Annotated in this window: 21 protein-coding genes; 3 read left to right on the top strand and 18 right to left on the bottom strand. The window is 71.1% G+C overall.

Features of this window, described 5'->3' with window-relative positions:
• Positions 1-58 precede the first annotated feature (58 nt).
• Genes aspS through BJ992_RS14225 form a run of 3 tightly spaced genes read right to left on the bottom strand, consistent with a single transcriptional unit; the run spans position 59 to position 3752 of the window.
• Positions 59-1819, bottom strand: coding sequence for an aspartate--tRNA ligase (gene aspS / locus BJ992_RS14235; RefSeq protein WP_184981157.1), 1761 nt, complete (start codon positions 1817-1819; stop codon positions 59-61).
• A complete protein-coding gene (gene hisS / locus BJ992_RS14230) occupies positions 1816-3075 on the bottom strand; it encodes a histidine--tRNA ligase (RefSeq protein ID WP_221474811.1) in 1260 nt (419 codons plus the stop codon). The genes aspS and hisS overlap by 4 nt, the downstream gene beginning before the upstream one ends.
• Complete coding sequence (locus BJ992_RS14225; RefSeq protein WP_184981153.1) at positions 3075-3752, bottom strand: MBL fold metallo-hydrolase; 678 nt, start codon at positions 3750-3752, stop codon at positions 3075-3077. The genes hisS and BJ992_RS14225 overlap by 1 nt, the downstream gene beginning before the upstream one ends.
• Before the next feature lie 192 nt (positions 3753-3944).
• Between BJ992_RS14225 and BJ992_RS14220 the strand changes: the two genes are divergently transcribed.
• On the top strand, positions 3945-4814 hold the full coding sequence (locus tag BJ992_RS14220; protein ID WP_343072652.1) for a peptidylprolyl isomerase: 870 nt from the start codon (positions 3945-3947) through the stop codon (positions 4812-4814).
• A gap of 66 nt (positions 4815-4880) precedes the next feature.
• A complete protein-coding gene (locus BJ992_RS14215) occupies positions 4881-6110 on the top strand; it encodes a DUF349 domain-containing protein (RefSeq protein ID WP_184981151.1) in 1230 nt (409 codons plus the stop codon).
• 823 nt (positions 6111-6933) lie between these two features.
• Here the strand turns inward: BJ992_RS14215 and BJ992_RS14210 are convergent.
• From BJ992_RS14210 to BJ992_RS14140, 15 genes are all read right to left on the bottom strand, one after another.
• Positions 6934-9120: a RelA/SpoT family protein gene (locus tag BJ992_RS14210; protein ID WP_425503727.1), complete on the bottom strand. Its 2187-nt coding sequence runs from the start codon at positions 9118-9120 to the stop codon at positions 6934-6936.
• Between the two features lie 239 nt (positions 9121-9359).
• Positions 9360-9878 (bottom strand): adenine phosphoribosyltransferase, encoded by a 519-nt coding sequence (locus BJ992_RS14205; RefSeq protein WP_184981149.1) that lies wholly within the window; start codon positions 9876-9878, stop codon positions 9360-9362.
• 74 nt (positions 9879-9952) lie between these two features.
• Positions 9953-11020 carry a protein translocase subunit SecF gene (secF, locus tag BJ992_RS14200; RefSeq protein ID WP_184981147.1) on the bottom strand — a complete coding sequence of 356 codons (1068 nt, stop codon included), beginning with the start codon at positions 11018-11020 and terminating at the stop codon, positions 9953-9955.
• Positions 11020-12777 carry a protein translocase subunit SecD gene (gene secD, locus BJ992_RS14195; RefSeq protein ID WP_343072651.1) on the bottom strand — a complete coding sequence of 586 codons (1758 nt, stop codon included), beginning with the start codon at positions 12775-12777 and terminating at the stop codon, positions 11020-11022. The genes secF and secD overlap by 1 nt, the downstream gene beginning before the upstream one ends.
• Positions 12778-12819: 42 nt before the next feature.
• On the bottom strand, positions 12820-13182 hold the full coding sequence (gene yajC / locus BJ992_RS14190; RefSeq protein ID WP_221474809.1) for a preprotein translocase subunit YajC: 363 nt from the start codon (positions 13180-13182) through the stop codon (positions 12820-12822).
• Between the two features lie 380 nt (positions 13183-13562).
• Complete coding sequence (gene ruvB, locus BJ992_RS14185) at positions 13563-14612, bottom strand: Holliday junction branch migration DNA helicase RuvB (protein WP_184981142.1); 1050 nt, start codon at positions 14610-14612, stop codon at positions 13563-13565.
• A gap of 7 nt (positions 14613-14619) precedes the next feature.
• Positions 14620-15240, bottom strand: coding sequence for a Holliday junction branch migration protein RuvA (ruvA, locus tag BJ992_RS14180; RefSeq protein ID WP_184981140.1), 621 nt, complete (start codon positions 15238-15240; stop codon positions 14620-14622).
• Positions 15237-15851 (bottom strand): crossover junction endodeoxyribonuclease RuvC, encoded by a 615-nt coding sequence (ruvC, locus tag BJ992_RS14175; RefSeq protein ID WP_184988048.1) that lies wholly within the window; start codon positions 15849-15851, stop codon positions 15237-15239. The genes ruvA and ruvC overlap by 4 nt, the downstream gene beginning before the upstream one ends.
• A 138-nt stretch (positions 15852-15989) precedes the next feature.
• Positions 15990-17159, bottom strand: a complete 1170-nt coding sequence (locus tag BJ992_RS14170) for a GNAT family N-acetyltransferase (protein WP_184981138.1) — start codon at positions 17157-17159, stop codon at positions 15990-15992.
• A 186-nt stretch (positions 17160-17345) separates the two neighbouring features.
• The gene (locus tag BJ992_RS14165; protein ID WP_184981136.1) at positions 17346-18095 is read right to left on the bottom strand and encodes a YebC/PmpR family DNA-binding transcriptional regulator; all 750 of its coding nucleotides are present in this window, start codon (positions 18093-18095) and stop codon (positions 17346-17348) included.
• Between the two features lie 3 nt (positions 18096-18098).
• Positions 18099-18689 carry a pyridoxal 5'-phosphate synthase glutaminase subunit PdxT gene (pdxT, locus tag BJ992_RS14160; protein ID WP_184981133.1) on the bottom strand — a complete coding sequence of 197 codons (591 nt, stop codon included), beginning with the start codon at positions 18687-18689 and terminating at the stop codon, positions 18099-18101.
• A gap of 63 nt (positions 18690-18752) precedes the next feature.
• The gene (locus BJ992_RS14155) at positions 18753-20255 is read right to left on the bottom strand and encodes an alkaline phosphatase D family protein (protein ID WP_184981131.1); all 1503 of its coding nucleotides are present in this window, start codon (positions 20253-20255) and stop codon (positions 18753-18755) included.
• A gap of 373 nt (positions 20256-20628) precedes the next feature.
• Positions 20629-21543 carry a pyridoxal 5'-phosphate synthase lyase subunit PdxS gene (gene pdxS, locus BJ992_RS14150; RefSeq protein WP_425503665.1) on the bottom strand — a complete coding sequence of 305 codons (915 nt, stop codon included), beginning with the start codon at positions 21541-21543 and terminating at the stop codon, positions 20629-20631.
• 306 nt (positions 21544-21849) lie between these two features.
• Positions 21850-22866, bottom strand: a complete 1017-nt coding sequence (locus BJ992_RS14145; RefSeq protein ID WP_184981130.1) for a DUF3048 domain-containing protein — start codon at positions 22864-22866, stop codon at positions 21850-21852.
• Positions 22867-23032: 166 nt separating this feature from the next.
• On the bottom strand, positions 23033-24457 hold the full coding sequence (locus BJ992_RS14140) for a M20/M25/M40 family metallo-hydrolase (protein ID WP_184981128.1): 1425 nt from the start codon (positions 24455-24457) through the stop codon (positions 23033-23035).
• Positions 24458-24663: 206 nt separating this feature from the next.
• Between BJ992_RS14140 and BJ992_RS14135 the strand changes: the two genes are divergently transcribed.
• Positions 24664-25200, top strand: coding sequence for an ATP-binding protein (locus BJ992_RS14135; RefSeq protein WP_184981126.1), 537 nt, complete (start codon positions 24664-24666; stop codon positions 25198-25200).
• Positions 25201-25318 lie beyond the last annotated feature (118 nt).

Genomic DNA, 25318 nt, shown 5'->3' with positions numbered 1-25318 from the left:
CGGCCCCCGGTCGCCGAGCGCGGCCCGTGACGGGCCGCGCTCTCGCGCCGGTGAAGGGTCAGGCGTCCTTGGCCGCGGGCTTGCGCGGCGCGTCCACGCCGGCCTCCTTGCGCTGCGCCGCGGTGATGGGGGTGGGTGCGGCGGTCAGCGGGTCGAAGCCGGAGGCGGTCTTGGGGAAGGCGATGACGTCGCGGATCGACTCGCCGCCGGCGAGCAGCATGCAGACGCGGTCCCAGCCGTAGGCGATGCCGCCGTGCGGCGGCGGGCCGTACTTGAAGGCCTCGAGCAGGAAGCCGAACTTGCTCTCGGCCTCCTCCTTGGAGATGCCGAGCACGTCGAACACCCGCTGCTGCATCTCGGCCCGGTGGATACGGATGGACCCGCCGCCGATCTCCATGCCGTTGCAGACCATGTCGTAGGCGTACGCCAGGGCCTCCCCCGGGTCGTCCTGGAACGTGTCGGCCCACTCGGGCTTCGGACCGGTGAACGGGTGGTGCACGGCCGTCCAGCCGGTCTGCCGGCCCGACTCGTCGAGCACCGGCTCGAACATGGGTGCGTCCACCACCCACAGGAAGCTCCAGGCCGACTCGTCGATCAGCCCGCAGCGCCGGCCGATCTCCAGCCGGGCCGCGCCGAGCAGGTCGCGCGCGGGGTTCGGGTGGCCGGCGGCGAAGAACACCGCGTCTCCCTCGGCGGCCCCCACAGCGGCGGCCAGCCCCGCGCGCTCGGTCTCCGACAGGTTCTTGGCGACCGGGCCGCCGAGCTCGCCGCCGGGCTGCACCAGGACGTACGCGAGGCCCCGCGCGCCGCGGGACTTGGCCCACTCCTGCCAGCCGTCGAGCTCCTTGCGGGTCTGCGACGCGCCACCCGGCATGACCACGGCCCCGACGTACGGCGCCTGGAACACCCGGAAGGTCGTCTCGGCGAAGTACGACGTCATGTCCACGAGCTCGCAGCCGAACCGCAGGTCCGGCTTGTCGGAGCCGTAGCGGTCCATCGCCTCGCGGTAGGTCAGTCGCGGCAGCGGCGACGGCAGCTCGTACCCCGCCGTCTCCCGCCACAGGCGGCCGATCAGCGCCTCGCCGAGCGCCATGACGTCCTCCTGGTCGGCGAAGGACATCTCGACGTCGATCTGGGTGAACTCCGGCTGCCGGTCGGCGCGCAGGTCCTCGTCGCGGAAGCAGCGCGCGAGCTGGTAGTAGCGCTCCAGGCCGGCCACCATCAGCAGCTGCTTGAACAGCTGCGGCGACTGCGGCAGCGCGTACCAGCTGCCGGGCTGCAGGCGGACCGGCACGAGGAAGTCGCGCGCGCCTTCGGGGGTGGAGCGGGTGAGGTCGGGGGTCTCGACGTACAGGAAGCCGTGCTCGCGCATCACCTCGTGCGCGAGGTAGGTGGCGGTGGAGCGGATCCGCAGCGCCTCGGCGACCTGGCGGCGCCGGATGTCGAGGTAGCGGTACTTCAGCCGCGCCTCCTCCGACACCCCGGTGGTCCCCTCGATGGGGAACGGCAGCGGCGCCGACTCGCTCAGCACCTCGACCTCCGAGGCCACGACCTCGATGTCGCCGGTCGGCAGGTCGGGGTTCTCGTTGCCCTCGGGACGCAGGCGGACCTCTCCGGCGATCCTGACGCAGTACTCCGAGCGGAGGTCGTGCGCGTGGTCCTCCTCGCGGAACACCACCTGCGCCGAGCCGGACGCGTCGCGCAGGTCGATGAAGACGACGCCGCCGTGGTCGCGGCGGCGTGCCACCCAGCCGGCCAGAGTGACACTCTGGCCGGCGTGTTCCCTGCGCAGCGATCCGGCGGTGTGCGTGCGGATCATGTGGTCAGCTTCTCCTTCAGCTCCGTGACGATGTCCGCCAGTGGCACGGCGGTCTGCTCCCCGCTCGCCAGGTCCTTGACCTGCGCGGCGCCGGCGGCGAGGTCGCGCTCGCCGAGGATCACCGCGTACGCGGCCCCCGACCGGTCCGCGCCTTTCATGGCCCCTTTGAGCCCTTTGCCGTCGAAGGCCATGTCGGCGGCGACTCCCGCCGACCTCAGCTCGTCGACCAGCGTGACCATGCGCCTCGCGGCATCCTCGCCGAGCGGCACGCCGAACACCGCGACCCTCGCGGGCTCGTGCGCGGCCAGGCCCTCGGCCTCGACGGCCATGACGATGCGGTCGACCCCCACGGCGAACCCGATGCCGGGGAGCGGCGGGCCGCCGATGTCCTCCGACAGGCCGTCGTACCGGCCGCCGCCGCCGATGCCGGACTGCGCGCCGAGCAGGGGGTGGTCGAACTCGTAGGTGGTGCGGGAGTAGTAGTCGAGGCCGCGCACCAGGCGCGGAGTGTCCTCCCAGGGGACGCCGAGGTCCTCCAGCAGCGACCTGACGCGGTCGTGGTGGGCCTTGCAGGACGCGCACAGGTGGTCGGTGATCAGCGGCGCGTTCTCCACCTGGGCCCGCACCTCGGGCCGCTTGTCGTCCAGGACCCGCAGCGGGTTGATCTCGACGCGCCGCAGGGTGGCCTCGTCGAGGTCGAGGCCGCGCAGGAACTCCTGCAGCGCGGCGCGGTAGGCCGGACGGCACTGGGTGCAGCCGAGGGTGTTGAGCAGCAGCCTGACCTGGGTGAGGCCGAGCGAGCGGTAGCCGCGCCAGGCGATGGCGATGGTCTCGGCGTCCACCGCGGGGTCCTCGGTGCCGATGGCCTCCAGGTCGAACTGCTGGAGCTGGCGGTACCTGCCGGCCTGGGGCCGCTCGTAGCGGAACGCCGGGCCCATGGTCCACAGCTTCACCGGCAGCCGGCCGTTGTGCAGCCCGTGCTCCAGCGTGGAGCGCATGACCCCGGCGGTGAACTCCGGCCGCAGCGTGACCGAGCGGCCGCCGCGGTCGGCGAAGGTGTACATCTCCTTGGTCACCACGTCGGTCGACTCGCCGACGCCGCGCGCGAAAAGCTCGGTGTCCTCGAACACCGGCACCTCGATGTAGGCGTATCCGGCCAGGACCGCCGCCTCGGAGAACGCCGCGCGCACCGCGACGAACGTCGCCGAGCGCGGCGGGAAATATTCTGGTACGCCTTTCGGCGCCTGAAAGCTCATCACAGTCCCCTGGTTGGGCCCGCGAACGGCGCCGCCTCGGCGAGGTACGGGTTGGTGGCGCGCTCACGGCCGATCGTCGTGTGTGGTCCGTGACCGGGCAGCACCGTGGTGGTGTCCGGCAGGGACAGACATACCCTGCCGAGACTGCGGATGATGGTGGCGTAGTCGCCGCCCGGCAGGTCGCTGCGGCCGATGGAGCCGGAGAACAGCAGGTCGCCGGAGAACATCACCTGTTCCGCGTCGAGCCTGAAGGTCACCGACCCCCTGGTATGGCCGGGTGCGTGGTCGACGATCAGCTCCAGCCCCGCGATGTCGAGGACCGCGCCGTCGGACAGCTCGCGCACGTCGTCGGGCTCGGTGAACTCCAGGCCGCCGAAGACCTCCGCCGTGAGCGAGATGCCCTTGGCCGGATCGGACAGCAGCTCGCGGTCGTCCGGATGAATGTATGCAGGAATGTTTCTCGCGCCGCAGACCGGGGCGACCGACCACATGTGGTCGAGGTGGCCGTGGGTCACGAGCACGGCGACCGGCTTCAGCCGGTGCTCGCGCAGCTTGTCCTCAAGACCGCGTACGGCGTCCTGACCAGGGTCGACGATCACGCACTCCTCGCCCGCGGCGGGAGCGACGACATAGCAGTTGGCCTGGAAAGAGCCTGCGGGAAAGCCGTCGATGAGCACGGAAGCGGTCCTCGTTGTGATCGTTCTCGTCAAGGAAAGCGGATGGGAATGTAACCGAAGGGTACCGGTGCGGGTCGCCGGGCTGCGAACCATCGCCCGTGGGCCGATACGATTCGCCCACTCCATAAAGGTGGCGGTCGTCCAGTCAGACGACCAAACGCGATCAACTCGGACAGTCGGGAGGACACAGCGGTGGCGACCGGCAAGGACCGTCAGAAGCAGCTCGCGCGAGAGCATCACGTACGGCAGATGCAACGACGCGCCGAACGTGAGGCCCGCAGGAAGCAGGTGGCGATCATCGGCACCAGCGTGGGAGTCCTCGTGGTCGTGGGGGGGATCTTCGCGGCCGTCGCGATCGTCGGCGGGAGCAAGACCCCGTCGGCCGCGGCGTCCCCGGCCACCTCCGCGCCGGCGGAGGCCAGTTCCGCGCCGCCGTCCGCGGCGCCGGGCCCGAAGGCGTTCGACCCGGCGACCGGCACCTGCGACTACGTGGCCGACAGCCGCGGCGGCCCGGTGAAGGACGTCGGCAAGCCGCCGGCCAAGCCGGCCGGGTCCCCCAAGACCATGACCTTCGACACCAACCACGGCGACATCGTGGTGAAGCTCGCCACGGACAAGGCGCCCTGCACGGTCAACGCGATGGCGTACCTGGCGAAGAAGAAGTACTTCGACGGCTCCAAGTGCCACCGCATGGGGCCGGACGCGTTCCCGATGCTCCAGTGCGGCGACCCGCTGGCCAAGGCCGACGGGAAGGGCCAGACCGACGGTCAGGGCGGTCCCGGTTTCCGGTACGCCGAGGAGAACCTCGAAGGCGCCAAGTACACGCGCGGCGTGATCGCGATGGCCAAGGCGCAGGAGGCCGGGACCACCGGCAGCCAGTTCTTCATCGTGCTCGGCGACCTCCAGCTCCCTCCGCAGTACACCGTGCTGGGTACGGTCACCAAGGGGCTCGACATTCTGGACAATGTTCGTAAGAAGGGCGTAATGGAAGGTGGTATGGGGGACGGCACCGGAGCGCCCAAGGATCCCGTGGAACTCAAACACGTGACAATCTCTGGCTAGGGCTGACGTAATACCACCAAGGACGCGTAGCGTCCTGGAAAGCTGATTCGAGTGCGGGAGGACACGGTGAGCACCGACCCGTGGGGCCGGGTAGACGACGACGGCACCGTCTACGTTCGTACGGCTGAGGGAGAGCGGGCCGTCGGGTCCTGGCAGGCCGGTGAGCCGGAAGAGGCGCTTGCCTACTTCCATCGCAAATACGACGAGCTGGCCACTCAGGTGGAGCTGCTGGAACAGCGCGTCCGCGGCACCGACCTGCCGCCCGCGCAGGCCGAGGCGACGATCGTCAAGCTGCGCGACTCCATCGCCGAGGCGCACGCCGTGGGTGACCTCGCGGCGCTGACGGCCCGCCTGGAGGCCCTCACCGATCTGGTGGGCAAGCGCCGCGAGGAGATGCGGGCCGCGCGGGACCAGGCCCGCGCCGCCTCGCGGGAGATCAAGGAACGCATCGTCACCGAGGCCGAGCGCATCGCCGAGGACACCACCCACTGGAAGTCCGGCGGCGAGCGGCTGCGGCAGCTCGTCGACGAGTGGAAGGCCGCCGAGCGCATCGACCGGGTGACCGAGGCCGCCCTGTGGAAGCGCCTGTCGGCGGCGCGCACCTCGTTCGCCAAGCGGCGCAAGTCCTACTTCGCCGGCCTGGACGAGCAGCGCGAGTCGGTGCGCGGCCAGAAGGAGCGCATCGTCGCCGAGGCCGAGGCACTGGCCTCCTCGACCGACTGGGGTGAGACGGCGGCGGCGTACCGCGAGCTGATGCGTCAGTGGAAGAGCGCGGGCCGCGCCTCACGTGAGGCCGAGGACGAGCTGTGGGGCCGGTTCAAGGCCGCGCAGGACCAGTTCTTCCAGGCCCGCTCGACGGTGTTCGCCGAGCGCGACGCCTCACTGCGCGAGAACGCCGAGGCCAAGGAGGCCATCCTGGCCGACGCCGAGCGCATCCTGCCGGTCACCGACGCACGGGCCGCCAGAGCGGCGCTGCGCGCGGTGCTGGAGCGCTGGGAGGCGGTCGGCCCCGTGCCACGCGAGTCCCGTGACAAGCTGGAAGGCGGCCTGCGGCGCATCGACGAGGCGGTACGCAAGGCCGAGGAAGCCGAGTGGAAGCGCTCCAACCCCGAGGCCCGTGCCCGCGCGCAGACCACCGTCGACCAGCTGCGCAAGTCCATCGACCAGCTTGAGAGCCGCCTGGTCAAGGCCCGGGACGCCGGCCGCGACAAGGACGTCAAGGAGGCCGAGGAGGCCATCGCGGCCCGCCGCTCCTGGCTCGAAGAGGCCGAACGCACCCTCGCCGAGTTCTCCTGACCCCTGCCACCGGCACGGCCCACACCGTGCCGGCCCGGCCCCCTGCCCCCCGCCGAGGAGACTCCGCCTCGCGCGGTGTCGTTCGCGGACGCCTGGCCGAAACCGGTGATGGGGCGAGCCGAAGCGTGCACATAGGTGGGCCGCCGTAGTCCGGCGCCGGACTCGCCGCACAACGTCCCACCGCGTCGACACCGGACCAAGCCCGGCAAAGGTGCGGGGAGACGAGCCGGCCGGTCGCCGGTCATACGAGTGTCGACCAAACCTTTCCCTGGCTCTCGGTCGGCCTGTGACCCCCGTGGGCCCTGGGTTGACGGCTCCTCTCCGGGAGCACGGTCCGCGCCGAGAAGAGTGCGTCCCACCAGTTACGCGTGGCCGCCGACCGGCTCGGGGAGGCTGGGACGGTCGATGTCCAGACAGTGGGGGCCCTTTGAGGAGAGCCCGCCTTCCGTGGTGTCGTACGCGGACGCCTGACCGGAGCCGGTTGATGGGGCGAGTCGACGCGCTGCACATGGGTGGGCCGCCGTAGTTCGGCGCCGGATTCGCCGCACAACGTCCCACCGCGTCGGCGCCGGACAAAGACCACCAAGGGACGGGGAGACCAATCGGCCGGTATCGGTGACCCACCTCGACGAACGACTCCTTGCGGGTGAGACGAGAGATGCGGTGGTCGTGTGCCTGTGTGTGGAGGGGAGACAGTTGGTCAGGCGGTAGACGTCGTACGCACCCGGGATATCCCCACCACCCTCAAGACCAAAGGCCAGCCCGTCACACGGTAGACCTCACACACACCCGGGATATCGCGCACGACCCGCAGAACCGGAGGTCAGTTGGTCACGCGGTAGACGTCGTAGACGCCGGGGATGTTGCGTACGGCCTTCAGGACGTGGCCGAGGTGTTTCGGGTCACCCATCTCGAAGGTGAACTTGCTGACGGCGGTGCGGTCACGTGCGGTGGTCACCGAGGCCGACAAGATGTTGACGTGCTGGTCGGACAGCGTGCGGGTCACGTCGGACAGCAGGCGGGGGCGGTCGAGGGCCTCGACCTGGATGGCGACGAGGAACACCGAGTCGTCGCTCGGCGACCAGGTGACCTCGACCAGGCGGTCGGGTTCGGTGCGTAGTTGCTCGATGTTGGGGCAGTTGTCGCGGTGTACCGACACGCCGTGGCCGCGGGTGACGAAACCGACGATGGCGTCTCCCGGGACGGGGGTGCAGCAGCGGGACAGGCGCACCCACACGTCGGAGTCGCCGGCGACGATCACGCCGGCGTTGGTGCCGCTGCGGGGGCGGCCGCGCAGGCGGGTGGGGACGGCGGCCTCGGCGATGTCCTCCTCGGCGCCTTCGACGCCGCCGAGTGACTGCACGAGCTTCTCGACGACCGACTGAGCCCCTGTGTGGCCCTCTCCGACGGCCGCGTACAGCGCCGAGACGTCGGGGTAGCGCAGGTCCCTGGCGAGCGCCAGGAGGCTCTCTCCGGACATCAGGCGCTGCAACGGCAGGCCCTGCTTGCGCATGGCGCGGCCGATGGCCTCCTTGCCGGCCTCGATCGCGGTCTCGCGGCGCTCCTTGGAGAACCACTGCCGGATCTTGTTGCGGGCCCGGCCGCTCTTGACGAACTTCAGCCAGTCGCGGGACGGCCCGGCGTCCGGCGACTTGGACGTGAAGATCTCGACCGCGTCGCCGTTGCTCAGCCGCGACTCCAGCGGCACCAGGCGGCCGTTCACGCGCGCGCCGATGCACCGGTGGCCGACCTCGGTGTGCACGGCGTAGGCGAAGTCGACCGGTGTGGCGCCTTCCGGCAGTGCGATCACCTGGCCGCGCGGGGTGAAGACGAAGACCTCCGACACCGAGAGGTCGAACCGCAGCGACTCCAGGAACTCCCCCGGGTCGGACGTCTCCTTCTGCCAGTCGAGGAGCTGGCGCAGCCACGCCATGTCGCCGGCGGCCTTCATGCGCGCGCCGGCCGGGCCGCTGGCCCCCATCTCCTCTTTGTACTTCCAGTGCGCGGCGACGCCGTACTCGGCGCGGTGGTGCATGGCGCGGGTGCGGATCTGCAGCTCGACCGGCTTGCCCTCGGGTCCGATGACCGTGGTGTGCAGCGACTGGTACATGTTGAACTTCGGCATCGCGATGTAGTCCTTGAACCGGCCGGGGACCGGGTTCCACCGCGCGTGGATGGTGCCGAGTGCCGCGTAGCAGTCGCGGACCGTGTCGACCAGCACCCTGATGCCGACCAGGTCGTAGATGTCGTCGAACGCGACCTCGCGCGCGATCATCTTCTGGTAGATCGAGTAGTAGTGCTTGGGACGGCCCTTCACCGCGGCCCTGATCTTGGCCTCGCGCAGGTCGGCGGCGACCTTCTCGATGACCTCCTGCAGGAACAGGTCGCGGCGTGGGGCGCGCTCGGACACCATGCGCGCGATCTCGTCGTACCGCTTGGGGTAGAGCATGCCGAACGCGAGGTCCTCGAGCTCCCACTTGATGGTGTTCATGCCGAGCCGGTGGGCCAGCGGCGCGAAGATCTCCAGCGTCTCACGGGCCTTCTGCTCCTGCTTGTGCCGCGGCAGGTAGCGCAGGGTGCGCATGTTGTGCAGCCGGTCGGCGAGCTTGATGACCAGCACCCGGATGTCGCGGGACATCGCGACGACCATCTTGCGCACGGTCTCGGCCTGCGCGGCGTCACCGAACTTGACCTTGTCCAGCTTGGTGACGCCGTCGACCAGCAGCGCGATGTTGTCGCCGAAGTCCTTGCCGAGCTCGTCCAGGCCGTAGGCGGTGTCCTCGACGGTGTCGTGGAGCAGTGCGGCGCACAGCGTCTCGTCGTCGGTGCCGAGCTCGGCGAGGATGGTGGCGACCGCGAGGGGATGGGTGATGTAGGGGTCGCCGCTCTTGCGCTTCTGGTCGCGGTGGTGGAAGGCCGCGACGTCGTAGGCCCGCTCGATCAGCCGTAGGTCCGCCTTCGGGTGTGTGGCACGGACCGTCTTGAACAGTGGTTCCAGAACCGGATTCATCGCGCCACCCCACTGGCCCCCGAACCGGGACAACCTGCGGCGTACGGCAGGCGCCGGTTTCTCCTCCGTGCTCGCGGACATGGCCGTACCCGCGTCGCCCGCCGGCGTGGAAACCGGCTCTGGGGTGTCGGCCACGCCGGGAACGGTCATGTCACGGGGCACTCAGACTCCCTCACGTCGAGTCCAGATGCCCCAGTGTATCCACGCCGGAGATACCGGACTTCCGTGCGGGGACCCGTTCAGAGGGCCACAAGCGCGCGCAGGGCCGGATGGCCGAGCCGCTCGCGGCCCTTCAGGAAGCTCAGCTCCATCAGCATGGACACCCCGACCACCTCGGCGCCGGCCCGGCCGACCAGCTCGACGGCCGCCGCGGCGGTGCCGCCGGTGGCGAGCACGTCGTCCACGATCAGCACGCGGTCACCGGGCTCGAAGGCGTCGCGGTGGACCTCGATGACGGCGGAGCCGTACTCCAGGTCGTAGGAGGCCTCCAGCGTCTGCGCCGGCAGCTTGCCCTTCTTGCGCACCGGGACGAACCCCGCGCCGGCCCGCAGGGCCACCGGAGCGGCCAGGATGAAGCCGCGGGCCTCGATGCCGACGACCTTGTCGACGTCCAGTCCGTCGGCCAGGGCCTCCACCACGGCGGTGAACGCCACGTGGTCGGCGAGCAGCGGTGTGATGTCCTTGAACACGATGCCGGGCTTGGGGTAGTCCGACACGTCGCGGATCCGGGAGAGGATCAGGTCGGAGAGGTCCTGCATGAAGGTTCCCTTCCTGCACCGCGAAGCGCCCCCGCGATCCGCACGGATCACGAGGGCGCCGCGGGTGACTTCGGCTAGCGCTTCTTCCGTTTGGCCGTGGCGACCGTACCGCCCCCGGCCTTGGCGGAGGAAGTGGCGGCGGCCGGGACCGCGCCCTTGACGAGGGCGTCCTTGACGGCGCCGCGGCGCTGCGCCTGGAGCCGCTTGGCGAGGGCCGTCCACTTGGGCTCCCGCTCCTTGAGCAGGACCAGCAGCGGTGTCGCGACGCACAGCGAGGAGTAGGTGCCGACGAGCATGCCGACGAACAGCGCGAGCGCCAGGTCCTTCAGCGTGCCGGCGCCGAGCAGCGTGGTGCCGATGAACAGGATCGCGGCCACCGGGAGGATGGCGACCAGTGTGGTGTTCAGCGACCGGATCAGCGTGTGGTTGAGCGCGTTGTTGGCGGCCTCCGTGTAGGTCATCTTGGAGGCCGTGCCGAGCTTGGCCGTGACCTCCTTGATCATGTCGAACACCACGACCGCGTCGTACAACGAGTATCCGAGGATCGTCAGGAAGCCCAGCATCGTCGCCGGGGTGACCTCGAAGCCCGACCAGGCGTACACGCCGGCGGTGATGACCAGGTCGTGGAGCAGTGCGACGACCGCGGCCATCGCCATCTTCCACTCGAAGGCCATCGTGAGGTACAGGATGATCGCGATCATGAACACGATCAGGCCGATGACGGCCTTGTTGAGCACCTCACCACCCCAGGTGGCGCCGATGATCTGCTTGCTGATCTGGTTGCCGGGGATGCCGAACTCCGACGAGACGGTGTTCTGCACCCGGGTCACCTCGGCGGCCGGCATGGTCTCGGTGGTGACCCGCCAGCGCGGACCGGCCTCCTGCACGATGACCTGGTGGACGCCGGCCTCCTCGAACGTCGACCGCACTTCCTGGATGCTGGACGACGGGGGCTTGGTGAAGCTGAAGACCGAGCCGCCCTTGAACTCGACTCCGAGGTTGAGGCCCTGGATGAGCAGGCCGAGCACCGAGACCAGCAGCAACGCGCCGGACAGGATGGACCACAGCTTGTACCGGCCGACGAAGTCGATGTCGACCTCGCCGCGGTACAGGCGGCGTCCGAGTCTACCGATGGCCGACATCAGCCCTCCTGTGTGACGGTCGTGGGGGCGGTGACGGGGACGTGCTGGCTCATGCGCTCGGAGTCCAGGCCGGAGAGCTTGTGTCCCTTGGCGAAGAACTTGAGGCGGGCGAGCATGGCGACGAACGGCTTGGTGAACAGGAACACCACCGCGATGTCGATCAGCGTCGTGAGCCCCATGGCGAACGCGAAGCCGGCGACGCCGCCGACGGCCAGGAAGTACAGCACGACGGCCGCGATGAACATGACCGCGTCGGCGATCAAAATCGTGCGGCGCGCGCGCACCCAGGCCACCTCGACGGCGACCCGCAGCGAGCGCCTGCCTTCCTTCATCTCGTCACGTATGCGTTCGAAGTAGACGATGAAGGAGTCGGCCGTGATGCCGATCGACACCACCAGGCCGATGATGTGCGGCAGCGACAGGCGGAAGCCGGCGTTGTGGCCGAGGATGACGACCGACGCGTAGGTCAGGACGGTGGCCACCACGAGGCTCGCCACCGCGACCAGGCCGAGCCCGCGGTAGTACAGCAGACAGTAGAGAACCACCAGCGCGAGGCCGAACGCGCCGGCGAGCAGGCCGCCGCGCAGCTGGTCGGCGCCGAGCGTCGAGGAGACCTCCTCGATGGAGCTCTGCACGAACTTCAGCGGCAGCGCGCCGTACTTGAGCTGGTCGGCGAGGTCGGTCGCCGTCACCTGGGTGAAGCTGCCGGAGATGCGCGCCTGACCGCCGGGGATGGCCTCCTCGATGCGCGGCGAGGAGATGACCAGGCCGTCCAGCACCATCGCGAGCTGGTTGCGCGGCTCGGGCTGGCTGGTGATCGCACCGGTGATCTGCGAGAACTGGCTGGCACCCTTGCTCTTGAACGTGACCTGGACGATCCACTCACCGGTGGTCGGGTCCACGCCGGCGCTGGCCCCGGACACCTCGGTGCCCTTGACGGCGGCCTTGTCGAGGACGTACTTGGCGGTGCGGTCCTGGCTGCACGCGACGAACTGCTTGTCGGGGTCGTCCTGCACGCCTTGGCCGATGTCCTTCTTGGTGCAGTCCAGGGTGCGGAACTGCGCGAGGACGGCCGGGTCGACTCCGGAGGTGTCGACGCCGGCGAGCGGGTCCTGCTCGGCGGGCGGCGGCTCGCTCGCCGGCGCGCTCGGCGCCGGGGTCGCCTTGGCGGACGGCGCGGCCGAGGCGGACGCCGACGGGGTGGCGCCGGGGCTCGGCGCGGTCAGCGCCGACGACAGCGCGCGGCCCGCGGGGGTGCCGCTCGGCGCGGGCTTGGCCGTCGAGGACGGCGCGGGCTTGGCGGTGGAGGACGGCTCCGGCGTGCCCGAGGCACCCGGCGTGGCGGGGGCGGTCGGCATCTTGCCCGGCACGGCGTTGGCCGGGGCCCACGCGAGCACCTGGCGGAAACGCAGCTCGGCGGTGGTGCCGACCTTCTTGACGACCTCCTCCTGGCCCGCTCCCGGCACGGAGATGACGATGTTGTCACCCGACTTGGCGACCTCGGCGTCGGAGATGCCGGTGCCGTTCACCCGGTCGCGGATGATGTTGACGGCCAGGTCGAGACTCTCCTGCGTGGGAGTCTTGCCGTCCTGGGTGACCGGGGAGAGCGTCACGGTCGTGCCGCCGGCCAGGTCGAGGCCGTACTTGGGGGTGAGCGCCTTCTGCAGGAACATCGCCGCGCCCATGGCGAGGATGAGCGCCAGCAGCGCCAGGAGTGTGCGTCCCGGCCTGCTTTGGCTACTGGTCGATCGGGCCACTGGTGGTCAGTTCTTTCGTCAAGGGGTTTGCGATGAGCCTAATCAGGACTTCTTGTCGGCCGAACCTTCGTTCGCGCCGTGGTCGGCCTCCTTGATGGGGTCGCCGATCGGGTCGCCGGCCACGGTGTCCTGTACACCGTCACCATTGTCCACCGTCTCCTCCTCGACCGGCGTCACCACGCGGCCGATGGCACCCTTGATCCAGAGGGTCTCCACACCGGGAGCGATCTCCAGGACCAGGTCGTCGTCCTGGAGCGCGACCACCGTGGCGAACAGACCGGTCGTGGTCATGACGCGCGTGCCCGGCACCAGGCTGTTCTGCATCTGGAGCTGCTCCTGCTGCCGCTTGCGCTGCGGGCGGATGAGCAGGAAGTAGAAGACCACGACCAACAAGATCAGTGGCAAGAAAGATCCAAGGCCCTGCACGGGGGCTTCCTTCCGGTTAATGAACTGACCGGCCTGCGACCGGAGGTCTGGCGGCGGACGGCACGAGCGCCGAGCGTCTCAGCGTACACATGCAGCCAAGCCACGGAGTTTAGGCGAGCTTGTCAAAGCCCGGCAACGACCCCACGAACCGGCACACGGGAAAGTTCCCGTTGTCACCGATCTGTGACCGGCCCATACGGTTGATTTGAAAGTTTCAGTTCGAGCCCCTCCACCAGCACACGTACCCACTGTGAGACGGATCTCTCGCCGCTCTCCCGGATTTCACCGCCCCCTGTGTCCTCTTGTGCAACGAAGGTCCCGAGGGCCGCTGTAAACCCGCCTGTCAGGAAACGGCCGCTTCAGGAAGCCGTGCCGCCGAACAGGGTCGGCGCGGCGCCGAAGGCGTCGGGAGGCGGGGTGAGGCCCAGGTGGGCCCACGCGGCCGCGGTGGCGACCCTGCCGCGTGGCGTGCGGGCCAGCAGGCCCTGGCGCACCAGGAACGGCTCGGCGACCACCTCGACGGTCTCGGGTTCCTCGCCGACGGCGACCGCGAGGGTGGACAGGCCGACCGGGCCGCCGCCGAACTTGCGCAGCAGCGCGCCGAGGACCGCGCGGTCGAGGCGGTCCAGGCCCTCGCCGTCCACCTCGTACAGGTCGAGCGCGGCGGAGGCGACCTCGCGGGTGATGACGCCGCCGGTGCGGACCTCGGCGAAGTCGCGGACGCGGCGCAGCAGGCGGTTGGCGATGCGCGGCGTGCCGCGGGAGCGGCGCGCGATCTCGGTGGCGCCTTCGGGGGGAAGGTCGAGCGACAGCAGGCGCGCGGAGCGGTGCAGCACCTGCTCCAGCTCCTCGGCCTCGTAGAAGTCCATGTGCGCGACGAAACCGAAGCGGTCGCGCAGCGGCGCCGGCAGCAGGCCCGCACGTGTGGTGGCGCCGACCAGCGTGAACGGCGCGATCTCCAGAGGGATCGCGGTGGCCCCCGGGCCCTTGCCGACCACGATGTCGACCCGGAAGTCCTCCATGGCGAGGTACAGCATCTCCTCGGCGGGCCGGGCCATGCGGTGGATCTCGTCCACGAACAGCACCTCGCCCTCCGACAACGTGGACAGGATCGCCGCGAGATCGCCGGCTCGTTCGAGCGCGGGACCCGAGGTCAGCCGCAACGGCGCGCCGAGCTCGGCTGCGATGATCATGGCGAGGGTGGTCTTGCCGAGCCCCGGCGCGCCGCTCATCAGCACGTGGTCCGGCGACCGCTCCCGCCGCACCGCGCTCTCCAGCACCAGCGACAACTGTTCGCGCACCCGCCCCTGCCCGATGAACTCGGCGAGCCGCTTCGGCCGCAGCGCCGACTCGATCGCCTGCTCGTCCCCCTCGGCGTCCGGCGACACCAGGTCGCGTCCCAGGCTCATCGCTCCCCTATCTCACGCTCAGGGCCCGCAACGCGGACTTCAGCAGGACGGCCACGGCGGGGACGCGGCCCTCGGCGGTGGCGGCGTCGGCCTCGGCGGAGACGACGGCGACGGCCTCGTCGGCGTCCCTGGCCGAGTAGCCGAGGCCGACGAGGGCCGCGTGGACCTGGTCGCGCCACAGAGCGGGGCCGGGACGGCCGTTCAGCGCGGCGTCGACGGACTCCGCCGGTGTGCCGAGTTTGTCCTTCAGCTCCAGGATGATGCGCTGCGCGCCTTTCTGGCCGATGCCGGGGACCATGGTGAGGGTCTTGACGTCGGCGCTCGCCACGGCGACCCGCAGAGCGTTCGGGGAGTGCACGGCGAGCATGGCCAGCGCGAGCCTCGGGCCGACACCTGAGGCGGTCTGCAGCATCTCGAAGACCAGGCGCTCGTCGTCGGAGGCGAAGCCGTACAACGTCAGCGACTCCTCGCGGACCACCAGGGACGTGGACAGGCGGCCCTGCTCGCCCACCCGGAGCCCGGCGAGGGTGCCGGGTGCGCAGTGCACCAGGACGCCGACGCCGCCGACCTCCACCACCGCCGAGTCCGGCCCGAGTGCCGCCACCCGGCCCGCGACGGACGCGATCATCCGGTCACCTCTTCCCCGGTCTCGTCGGTGGATCCGTGGATCTGGCCGGTCTCGTCGCCGTGGGCCGCGCCGATCCGCGGGACGGGGCCGCCGCCGCGTGAGCGCGCCTTGGCGATGGCCTCGGCGAGGCGGTTCTGGGGGCCCCCGCGCCAGATGTGGCAGATGGCGAGGGCCAGCGCGTCGGCCGCGTCGGCGGGTTTCGGCATGGCCGGCAGGCGCAGCAGGCGGGTCACCATGGCGCCGATCTGGGCCTTGTCGGCGTTGCCGTACCCGGTGATCGCGGCCTTGACCTCGGACGGCGTGTGCAGCGCCACGGGGAGCCCGCGGCGGGAGGCGCAGACGATGGCGACGGCGGACGCCTGAGCGGTGCCCATGACCGTGCGCAGGTTGCTCTGGCTGAAGACGCGCTCCACCGCGACGGCGTGGGGCCGCACATCGTCGAGCCAGCGCTCGATCTCGGCCTCGATGGCCACGAGCCGCGCGCCGATGTCGTGCCCCGCCGGTGTGCGCGCCACCCCGACCTTGACCAGGGTGAGCGGCGCGCCGGCCCGGCCCTCGACGGCGCCGAGGCCGCACCGTGTCAGCCCGGGATCGACCCCCATCACCCGCAGCTCCGGCAGCCGCACCAGCCCCGCCTCCCGCCTGCCGAACACCTGTTCGGCGCAAGACTGTACCCCTATCGGGGGTCCCGCGCACGCACCGCCTCCCGGTGCGGCACCGGATTTCCGTACGAAGCCGCAAGAAGCGGATCAGAAGTAGTCGAGCAGGTAGGGCTCGGCGGCGAACAGCGCCGCGAGGGTCTCGTCGGTCCGCGGGGTGCCGCCGGTCAGCAGGCCCGCGCGGCGCAGCGTGGCGACCGGCACGCCGGCGAACAGCGCGGACATGCCGTTGATCGTGAGGCGCGGCGCCGCGTGGCCCCCCGCGGGGACCCGGGTCGCGGAGGCGGCGCCCCCGGCGGCCGAGAGCAGCCAGGCGCCGGAGTTGGCGGGCCGCTCGGGGTCGTCCACCTCGACGACGGTCTCGGCGGTCACCGGGTCGGGGTAGCCGCGCGCGGCGACGGCGGCCGGCAGGTCGACGAGGCGGAACATCCACCGCGTGATCGTGACGTGCTCGTCCTTGCGCTCACGCAGCAGCCACAGCAGCGGGTCGGAGGGCTCGACGGTGGCGGTGACCGTGCGGGCCACCGAGGAGGAGGAGCCGACCAGCGACCACAGGGCCCGCGCGGTGGCCTCGGAGCCGGCGACGAGGTTGTCGACGTCCAGGTCACCGCCGTCCCAGCTGTACACGACGTAGCCGTCGTCGGCGAGGTAGCCGTACTCGGAGTCGTCGTCCAGCCAGTGACGTACCAGCCGTTCCTCCCACGCCAGCGGCCCCGACGCGCGGGCCGCACCGAGGACGCGGCCGAGCACCTTGCCGATCTCGGGAGCGTCGTCCGGGGTGATCCGGCGCAGCGGCGTACCCGGTTCCGAGCGGTCGCGCAGCAGCGTGCGCAGCGCCTCGGCCGGCAGCTTGACGCGGTACCGGCCACCGGCGTGCTCCCAGCCGAGACCGCGGTACAGCGGCGTGGTGGCCGGGTACAGCGCGGAGACGTGGTAGCCGAGGCCGGCGCACCGGTCGAGCAGCGCGCGCATCAGCGCGCGGCCGACCCCCCGGCCCCGGTCCTCAGGCGCCACCGTGATCCCCGCGATGCCCCCCATGGGGATCGGCCGGCCGTGCCACCACTGGACGAAGTCGTTGATCCTGCCCGCCCCCGTGAGGCGGGTGCCGTCGAACACGCCGAGGTAGCGGCCCTCGGCGAACAGTGGTGTGACCACGGTGCGCCACGACCTGACGTCGTCCCCCGACAACGGCCCGAACGCACGGGTCCTGCAGTCGAGCACGGCGCCGAGGTCGTCCTCGGTCAGGTCGCGAATCTCCACGACGGCACAACCTACGGGCCGCCACGAGGCCGGGTCCAGTGGTTTTCCCCTGGACCCGCAGGGTCCGTTCGGCTTGGCGAGGACCTCGGAACCGGCCCGGCGACGGTCCGCGGGGCCGGTCCGGCTCGGCGAAACGTCCTCACCGGCCGTGAAACCGGCCCGGTGACGGTGCGCCGGCCCGCGGGGTCAGTCGAGCTTGGCGAGGACGTCGTCGCTGACGTCGAAGTTGGCGTAGACGTTCTGCACGTCGTCGCTGTCCTCCAGCGCCTCGATGAGGCGGAACACCTTGCGTGCGGCGTCCTCGTCGAGCGGCACGCTCAGCGTCGGCAGGAAGCTGCTCTCGGCGGAGTCGTAGTCGATGCCGGCGTCCTGCAGGGCCTTGCGCACCGGCACCAGGTCGCCGGCCTCCGCGACCACCTCGAAGGACTCGCCGATGTCGTTGACCTCCTCGGCGCCGGCGTCGAGGACGGCCACCAGCACGTCGTCCTCACCGAGGTCGCCCTTGGGGACGATCACGACACCCTTGCGGTTGAACATGTACGACACCGAGCCGGGGTCGGCCATGGAGCCGCCGTTGCGGGTCATGGCGACGCGGACCTCGGAGGCGGCGCGGTTGCGGTTGTCGGTGAGGCACTCGATCAGCACCGCGACACCGCCGGGGGCGTACCCCTCGTACATGATCGTCTGCCAGTCGGACCCGCCGGCCTCCAGGCCGCCGCCGCGCTTGCGCGCACGCTCGATGTTCTCGACCGGCACGGAGCTCTTGCGGGCCTTCTGGATGGCGTCGTACAGCGTGGGGTTGCCGTCCGGGTCGGGTCCGCCGGTCCGGGCCGCCACTTCGATGTTCTTGATGAGCTTGGCGAAAAGCTTGCCGCGCTTGGCATCGAGCGCGGCCTTCTTGTGCTTCGTCGTCGCCCATTTGGAGTGGCCGGACATCGGCTAGTGCTCCCTCACCATCTCGACGAAATACGAATGGACCCGCGTGTCCCCCGTAAGCTCGGGGTGGAACGACGTCGCGAGCAGCGGTCCCTGCCGGACAGCGACGATCCTATCCCCCGGTTCGGCCACGCCCAGCACCTGAACACCCGAGCCGACCGATTCGACCCAGGGTGCACGGATGAAGACCGCGCGGATCTCGCCGCGCGCGGCGAAGTCGAGGGTGGCCTCGAAGGAGTCGACCTGCCGTCCGAAGGCGTTGCGGCGCACCACCATGTCGATGCCGCCGATGGTCCGCTGACCCTCGACGCCTCCCTCGATGCGGTCGGCCAGCATGATCATGCCGGCGCAGGACCCGAAGGTCGGCATGCCCGACTTGATGCGGATGCGCAGGGGTTCCAGCATCTCGAACGCCTCGGCGAGCTTCCACATGGTGGTCGACTCGCCACCCGGCACGACCAGCGCGTCCACGGCCTCCAGCTCCGCGGGCCTGCGGACGGCCACGGCGGTGGCGCCGGCGCGCTCAAGAGACCGCGCGTGTTCCCGCACATCGCCCTGCAGGGCGAGTACGCCGATGGTCGGCGCAGTCGTCACCGGTGTTCCTCTCGATCGCTGTCCCAGAAGGGTACGGCCAAGCCGCACCCGGCCCCAAACCGGTCAGGGCTGGTGTACCAGGCCCGGCATCCGGTCGGCGATCGCGAAGGTGCCGGCGACACTGACCGGCGCACCCGGCAGCCGCACGTACGGCACGGTCTTGAAGTACGCGGTGAGCGCGGCCGGGTCGATCTTGAGCAGGATGTAGCCGCGGCGGCGCAGATGGAACCGCAGGTGCGGGTTGCGCGCCAGCAGCCTGTCGCGTTCCCTGGTGCCGCCGTGCCCGTCGCCGCCGCTGGTCACGGACGTCACCGCGAGCTCGGTCCCGACCACCCGTGAGCCGGGGTCGTCGTAGTCGAGCGCCAGGTCCCCGGCCCAGTGGGAGTGCACGTCGCCGGTGAGCACCACCGCGTTGCGCACCCCGGCCTCCATCCAGCCCTGGGTGACGCGGGTGCGGGACCCGGAGTAGCCGTCCCAGGCGTCCTGCCGCACCACCTCGCCGTCGTCGTCGTCACCCCTGCCGCGGTGGCCGAAGAACACCTGCTGGCCGATGAGGTCCCAGCGGGCCCCCGAACCGCGGAAACCGTCGAGCAGCCACTTCTCCTGGTCGGCGCCGATGATCGTGCGGTCCTTGCCGTCGGCCGCGGGACACGTCTGGAAACCGGCGCCGCACAGCAGGGGATCGCGGTACTGGCGGGTGTCCAGCATGTGCAGCGTCAGCAGCTCCCCCCAGCGCACCCGCCGGTACAGCCTGATCCGGGGGCCGTCGGGCCGCGCCTCGGCGCGCAGCGGCATGTGCTCGTAGTAGGCGCGGAAGGCCGCCGCGCGGCGGCCGGAGGTCATCCTCCCCATCCAGTTGTTGGACAGCTCGTGGTCGTCCATCACCGACACCCACGGCGCCGCCGCGTGCGCCTCACGCAGGTCGGGGTCGGTCTTGTACAGCGCGTGCCTGCGGCGGTAGCCGGCGAGCGTGCGGCACTCGGGGCCCTCGTGGTCGCGGACGTTGCCGCCGGGAGGAGCGTGCTCGCCCTTGCCGTACTCGTAGATGTAGTCGCCGAGGTGGACGATCAGGTCGGGCCGCTCCTCGGCGGCGCGCGCGTACGCGGTGAAGTAGCCGTGCTGGTAGTTGGCGCACGAGGTGAGCGCGATCGTGACTGTGCCGACGGGGCTCCCCGGCGCGGGGGCCGTGCGTGCGTGGCCGACCGGCGACACGTAGGGGCCGGTCCTGAAGCGGTACCAGTACTCGCGGCCCGGTTCGAGGCCGGCGACCTCGGCGTGCACGCTGTGGGCCCAGTGGCGCACGGCCTCCTCGGTGCCGCGGCGCATCACCCGCGTGAACGAGGGGTCGGCGGCGACCTCCCACTCGACTTGCACCGCCGTGTCCGGCATGCCGCCGTAGCCGTCCGCCGCCATGGGAACGGGGGCGAGGCGGGTCCACAGCACGAAGCCGCCGGGGTCGGGGTCGCCGCTCGCGACGCCGAGGGTGAACGGATCGGCGGACGGCACACGCCGGGCCGGTATCCCCGACACCAGCCCGAGCACGAAGAACGATCGCCTGTCGATCACATCACGATCATCGACTACCTACCGCAAACCCCAGGTATAGCAACACCCAGCTCACTGAGGGTATTTACGGACGATAACCCCATGTTTTCGAGAATGCCGGGAATGTCCGGCAAGACCGGGCCGGGACCGCCGCACGCGGCGGTGCGTCACCGGCCCGGACGACGCCTCCGGTGACGCCGTGTCACCGGAGGTGCGTCGCCGGCGGCCAGGTCATCGGCGCCGGCTCACCGGCGGCCGGATCGTCGGCGGCCGGATCGTCGGCGGCCGGATCGTCGGCGATCGGCTCACCAGTCGTCGACTCACCGGCCGTCGGCTCACCGGCGGCCGGGTCGTCGGCCGTCGGATCACCGGCCGTCGGCTCACCGGCGGGGGATCACCAGCCGCGGGTCGCGAGTCGCTCAGTGTCGGGAAGCGTGGCGAGGTTGATGCCGACCATCGCCTCGCCGAGGCCGCGGGAGACCTTGGCGATGACGTCGGGGTCGTCGTGGAAGGTGGTGGCCTTCACGATGGCCGCCGCGCGCTTGGCCGGGTCGCCGGACTTGAAGATGCCGGAGCCCACGAACACACCTTCGGCGCCGAGCTGCATCATCATGGCGGCGTCCGCCGGGGTGGCGATGCCACCCGCCGTGAACAGCACCACCGGCAGCTTGCCGGCCTTGGCGACCTCGGCGACCAGCTCGTACGGCGCGCGCAGCTCCTTGGCGGCGGCGTACAGCTCGGCCTCGTCCAGCGCGGCGAGCCGCTTGATGTCGCCGCGGATCTGCCGCATGTGCCGGGTGGCCTCGACGACGTTGCCGGTGCCGGCCTCACCCTTGGAGCGGATCATCGCGGCACCCTCGGCGATGCGGCGCAGCGCCTCACCGAGGTTGGTGGCGCCGCACACGAACGGCACGGTGAAGGCCCATTTGTCGATGTGGTTGGCCTCGTCGGCCGGGGTGAGCACCTCGGACTCGTCGACGTAGTCGACGCCGATGGTCTGGAGCACCCTGGCCTCGACGAAGTGGCCGATGCGGGCCTTGGCCATGACCGGGATCGAGACGGCCTCGATGATGCCGTCGATCATGTCGGGGTCGCTCATGCGGGACACGCCGCCTTCGGCGCGGATGTCCGCGGGGACGCGCTCCAGCGCCATGACGGCGACCGCGCCGGCGTCCTCGGCGATCTTGGCTTGGTCCGGCGTGACGACGTCCATGATGACGCCGCCCTTCAGCATCTCCGCCATCCCGCGCTTCACGCGGGCCGTGCCGGTGACGGTGGCGTCGTTCACTTCGGGGGTGTGGCTGGACACAGGGCATACCTCGCGAGCACGACAACGGTTTCCGCTCACATGGTAGGCGGTCCCCCCTCCGCGCTTCGAACACCGGTACGGCGACACCGGACCCGGCCTTTGGCCATAACGGCGCGCCGCCGCGACCGACCGCACCGAGGAGAAGGGGTGGAGCACAGCTCACGGGCCGCGGCGACCGCTCAAGGGCCGCCGGGTCACCACCGCACCAGCGTGCGGGAGCCGATCCGCGACCGCTCAGGACCGCCTGGACACAACCGGACCGGCGTGCGGAAGTGAGACCCGATCCGGCGTGTCAGGGCCGCCGGGTCAGGGCTGCACCGGCTTCGGTGCGGCGAGCACGACCCAGACCTGGCCGCGGCTGAAGGTCATCGGCTCCCCCGCCGTGGTGGTGAACGTCGTGCCGGCCTTCTCCGAGGCGCGCGACCACTTGGCGTTGAACGCCTGCCCGTCGCGCAGCACGACCGCCTTGCCGGTGCCGGTGGACTTGATCAGCGGCGTGTAGCTGCCGGTGAAGTCATGGAACTCCGAGCGGGTCGTCCTGGCGTACTGCACCACGATGGTCGGCGCGCCGAGCTGCCCGCCTTCGGCGGCCATGTCCCGCTTGCCGTCCTGGAAGACCAGCCAGCGCTTCTGCGCGGCGTTCCAGGTGAAGGTGAAGCGCGCCGCCGGATACCGCACGGTGAACGACTTCTTCGGCACCCCGCCGACCGGCGCGTCCCCGAACGCGAACCCGATGTCCTTGGCCTTGCTGGCCTTCGGCGCGTCCGCGAGCAGCTCACGTGTGTTCGCGAACAGGTTGTACGGCGCCACCCGTCCCGGCTGCCGGAAGTAGGCCCCCGGCGCCGCGCTGTCGGACACGTCGAACAGCGACGCCTCCCGCACCAGCGGGATCATCTTGGTCTGGACCCCGGAGTACGCGAGCGCCGGCTTGCCGTACATCGGCAGCAGATGCAGATCGGAGATCCGCGCGCTGCGCACCGGCCCGACCTTCGGCGGCAGCTTCGACGAGAAGATCGCCATGAGGCGGGTCAGCCCGCCCTCGACCTGCTCGACGTACACGATGTCCGCGCTGCGCAACCCGAGCTGCGGCTTCCCCGCCGCCGTGTTCTCGATCTTCACCGCGAGCACCGGCTTCCGCGCCGCCACCGGTTGCCCCGTGAACGGATGCTCCGGCACCGCCTCCGGCGTGGCCGACTCCCCCGGCGCCGGCGACTCCCCCTGCCCCGCCGGCTTCCCTCCTCCCGGCGACGACGAACATGCCACCACCGGCACCAGCAGGGCCGTTCCCGCCGCCACGGCACCGATCACCCGACTCACGCGCACGGCACGACTCCTCCAGATATGCCGGAAATCGCCACGAGCTTACCGATGCCTGTCAAGCATGATCCCTGCTCTGCGCGAACTTCTTCCGATCTTCCGCATCCTGGCCGCCTCCGGCGCACCCGCGGCCGACCCACGCCGCGGCGGGCCTCACGTACCGGTCACGGCCCTAGACGCCGGCGCGCGCGTGCGCGTGCAGGATGTGCGCCACCGCCTCGGTGACCCGCATGGCGAAGGGGACGTTGAGCCATTCGTCGGGGACGTGCATGTTGGAGTCGGCGCCGAGCGCGCCGGTGACGACGAACTGCGCGGAGGGGTAGCGGCGGCCGAGCATCTCCATGAACGGGATGCCGCCGCCGAGGGCGAAGCCGCGGGGTTCGGCGCCGAACACGTGCTCGCCGGAGTCCCGCAGCGCCGTGTCCAGCCACGGCGCGGCAGGTGGGGCCTGCCAGCCGTTCAGCAGGAGGAAGTCGGTGACCTCGACCTGCGCGCCGTAGGGGACGTCGGTGGTGAGGATCTTCACCAGCGCCTCCTTGGCGGCCTCGGCGTCCACCGGTGGCGGGGTGCGGAAGCTCAGGCGCAGGGACGTGGCGGCGCGCAGGACGGCGCCGGCCACGGCGGGGTCGGGGAGGCCGGCGGCGCCGATCACCGACAACGTCGGACGCCACGTGTTGTTGAGGAGCAGCTCGACCTCGTCGCCGCAGACCGGCCGCATGCCGGCCGGCAGCCGGAACCGGCCCGCGGCCTCTCCCGGCCGCAGCGCGGCGAGCGCCTCGGCCTCCGCGCGCCGCTCAGGCGGGATCGGCACGTTCATCTCGGGGACGGTGACCTCGCCGGTCTCCGCGTCCTCCAGCCGGTCGAGCAGCCGCCGCATGACGCGGAAGGAACTCGGCACGATGCCGCTCGCGACCCCCGAGTGGGCCGCCGTCTCAAGGACCCGCACCGTGACGGTCGCCTGCACCACGCCGCGCAGGCTCGTGGTCAGCCACATCCGCTCGTAGTCCCCGCCGCCGCCGTCCAGGCAGACCACCAGCGACACCTCGCCGAGCCCCTCCGCCAGACGCTCCAGGTACACCGGCAGATCCGGGCTTCCCGACTCCTCCCCGGTCTCCAGCACCAGCACCACCCGCGCGTGCTCCCCGCCTCCCGCGCGGACCGCCTCCAGCGCCGTCACCGCCGCGTACCCCGCGTACCCGTCGTCCACCGCACCCCGACCGTACAGCCGCCCGTCCCGCAGCACCGCCCGCCACGGCCCGAGCCCCTCCGACCAGTCCCCGAGCGGCGGCTGCTTGTCCAGATGCCCGTACAGCAGCGCCGTCCCCCGCGAAACCGCCCCCGCCGTGGCCGGCACGTCCACGACGAGCAACGGAGCCCGCCCCTCGAAACACACCACCTCACACCGCACCCCAGGCAGCCCTCGCGACTCCACCCAGTCCCGCACATGGTCCACCGCGGCCCGCAGATGCCCCTTCCCCTCCCACCCGGCGTCATAGGCCGGCGAGACCGCAGGTATCTCCACCAGAGCCGACAGGCTCGGCAGAACATGGTCGTTCCATCCCGTGACCACCGCTTCGCGGACCTGTGCGTGTTCCATGCACGAATCATCGCAGCCACCACCGGCGCGGCCGTCCCGGGACGGCCGAGGGGATTCCTTTGCCGGGGATGAGGCATGGCGGGTGCTGGGTGGGCAGTGTGATCGGCGGATCGCCTACAGGTTCTCGATCAGGGAGGTGCACCGACGTGTGGTCCGCACCCCGCCGTCCGGCGGAGACGTCCCGCGTCACGGGAGGGCGGCCGGCCGTGCCGGCGGTTCCCCGGCAGCGCACCGCGGAGGCGCATTTGGACATCGGCATGCTGGTGGCGGCACCGTCGCCGGGATCGGTCGTGGCGAGGGCCCGCGCGCTGGTGCGGGATGCGCTGCGGGAGCGGGGGATTCCCGTGGCGGAGGTGGAGGACGCCGAGCTGGCGGTGGCCGAGCTCGCCGTCAACGCCGAACGGCACGGCAGGCCGCCGTACGAGGTGCGGATCTTCGAGGTCGCGGCCGTGCCGGTGTGGTGCGAGGTGGTGGACGCCGACCCGGGTCTCGGCCGGATTCCCGCCATGCTGGACCGCGAGGCGGCGCTGACCGCGGCCGACCTGTTCGCCGAGAGCGGCCGGGGGCTGCTGCTGGTCCGCGCTCTTTCCGGCGGGTACTGCCGGGCCTACCGGACGGCCACGTTCACCACGGACGCGCCGGCCAAGACGGTGGCCTTCGCCCTGCCGACCTCGTCAGGCACACGGCTCACCTATCCGCCGCTGTTCCACCTGGCACGGCACCAGGCCCGGCTCCTGCCCTGAGCCGAGCGGCCGGGCGGCGCGACGGAGCGGTACCCTCCGCGGACAGCGGCGCCGGGGAGCCAGAGGTTTCACGGCGCCTCTTGCGGCGGCGTGATCGCGTGGGTCGTACGATGCCTGC

Origin of the sequence: Sphaerisporangium rubeum, assembly GCF_014207705.1 — a bacterium.
Lineage (GTDB): Bacteria > Actinomycetota > Actinomycetes > Streptosporangiales > Streptosporangiaceae > Sphaerisporangium > Sphaerisporangium rubeum.
Note: the sequence above shows the minus strand (reverse complement) of the source record. Positions and strands in the feature narration are given on the sequence as shown.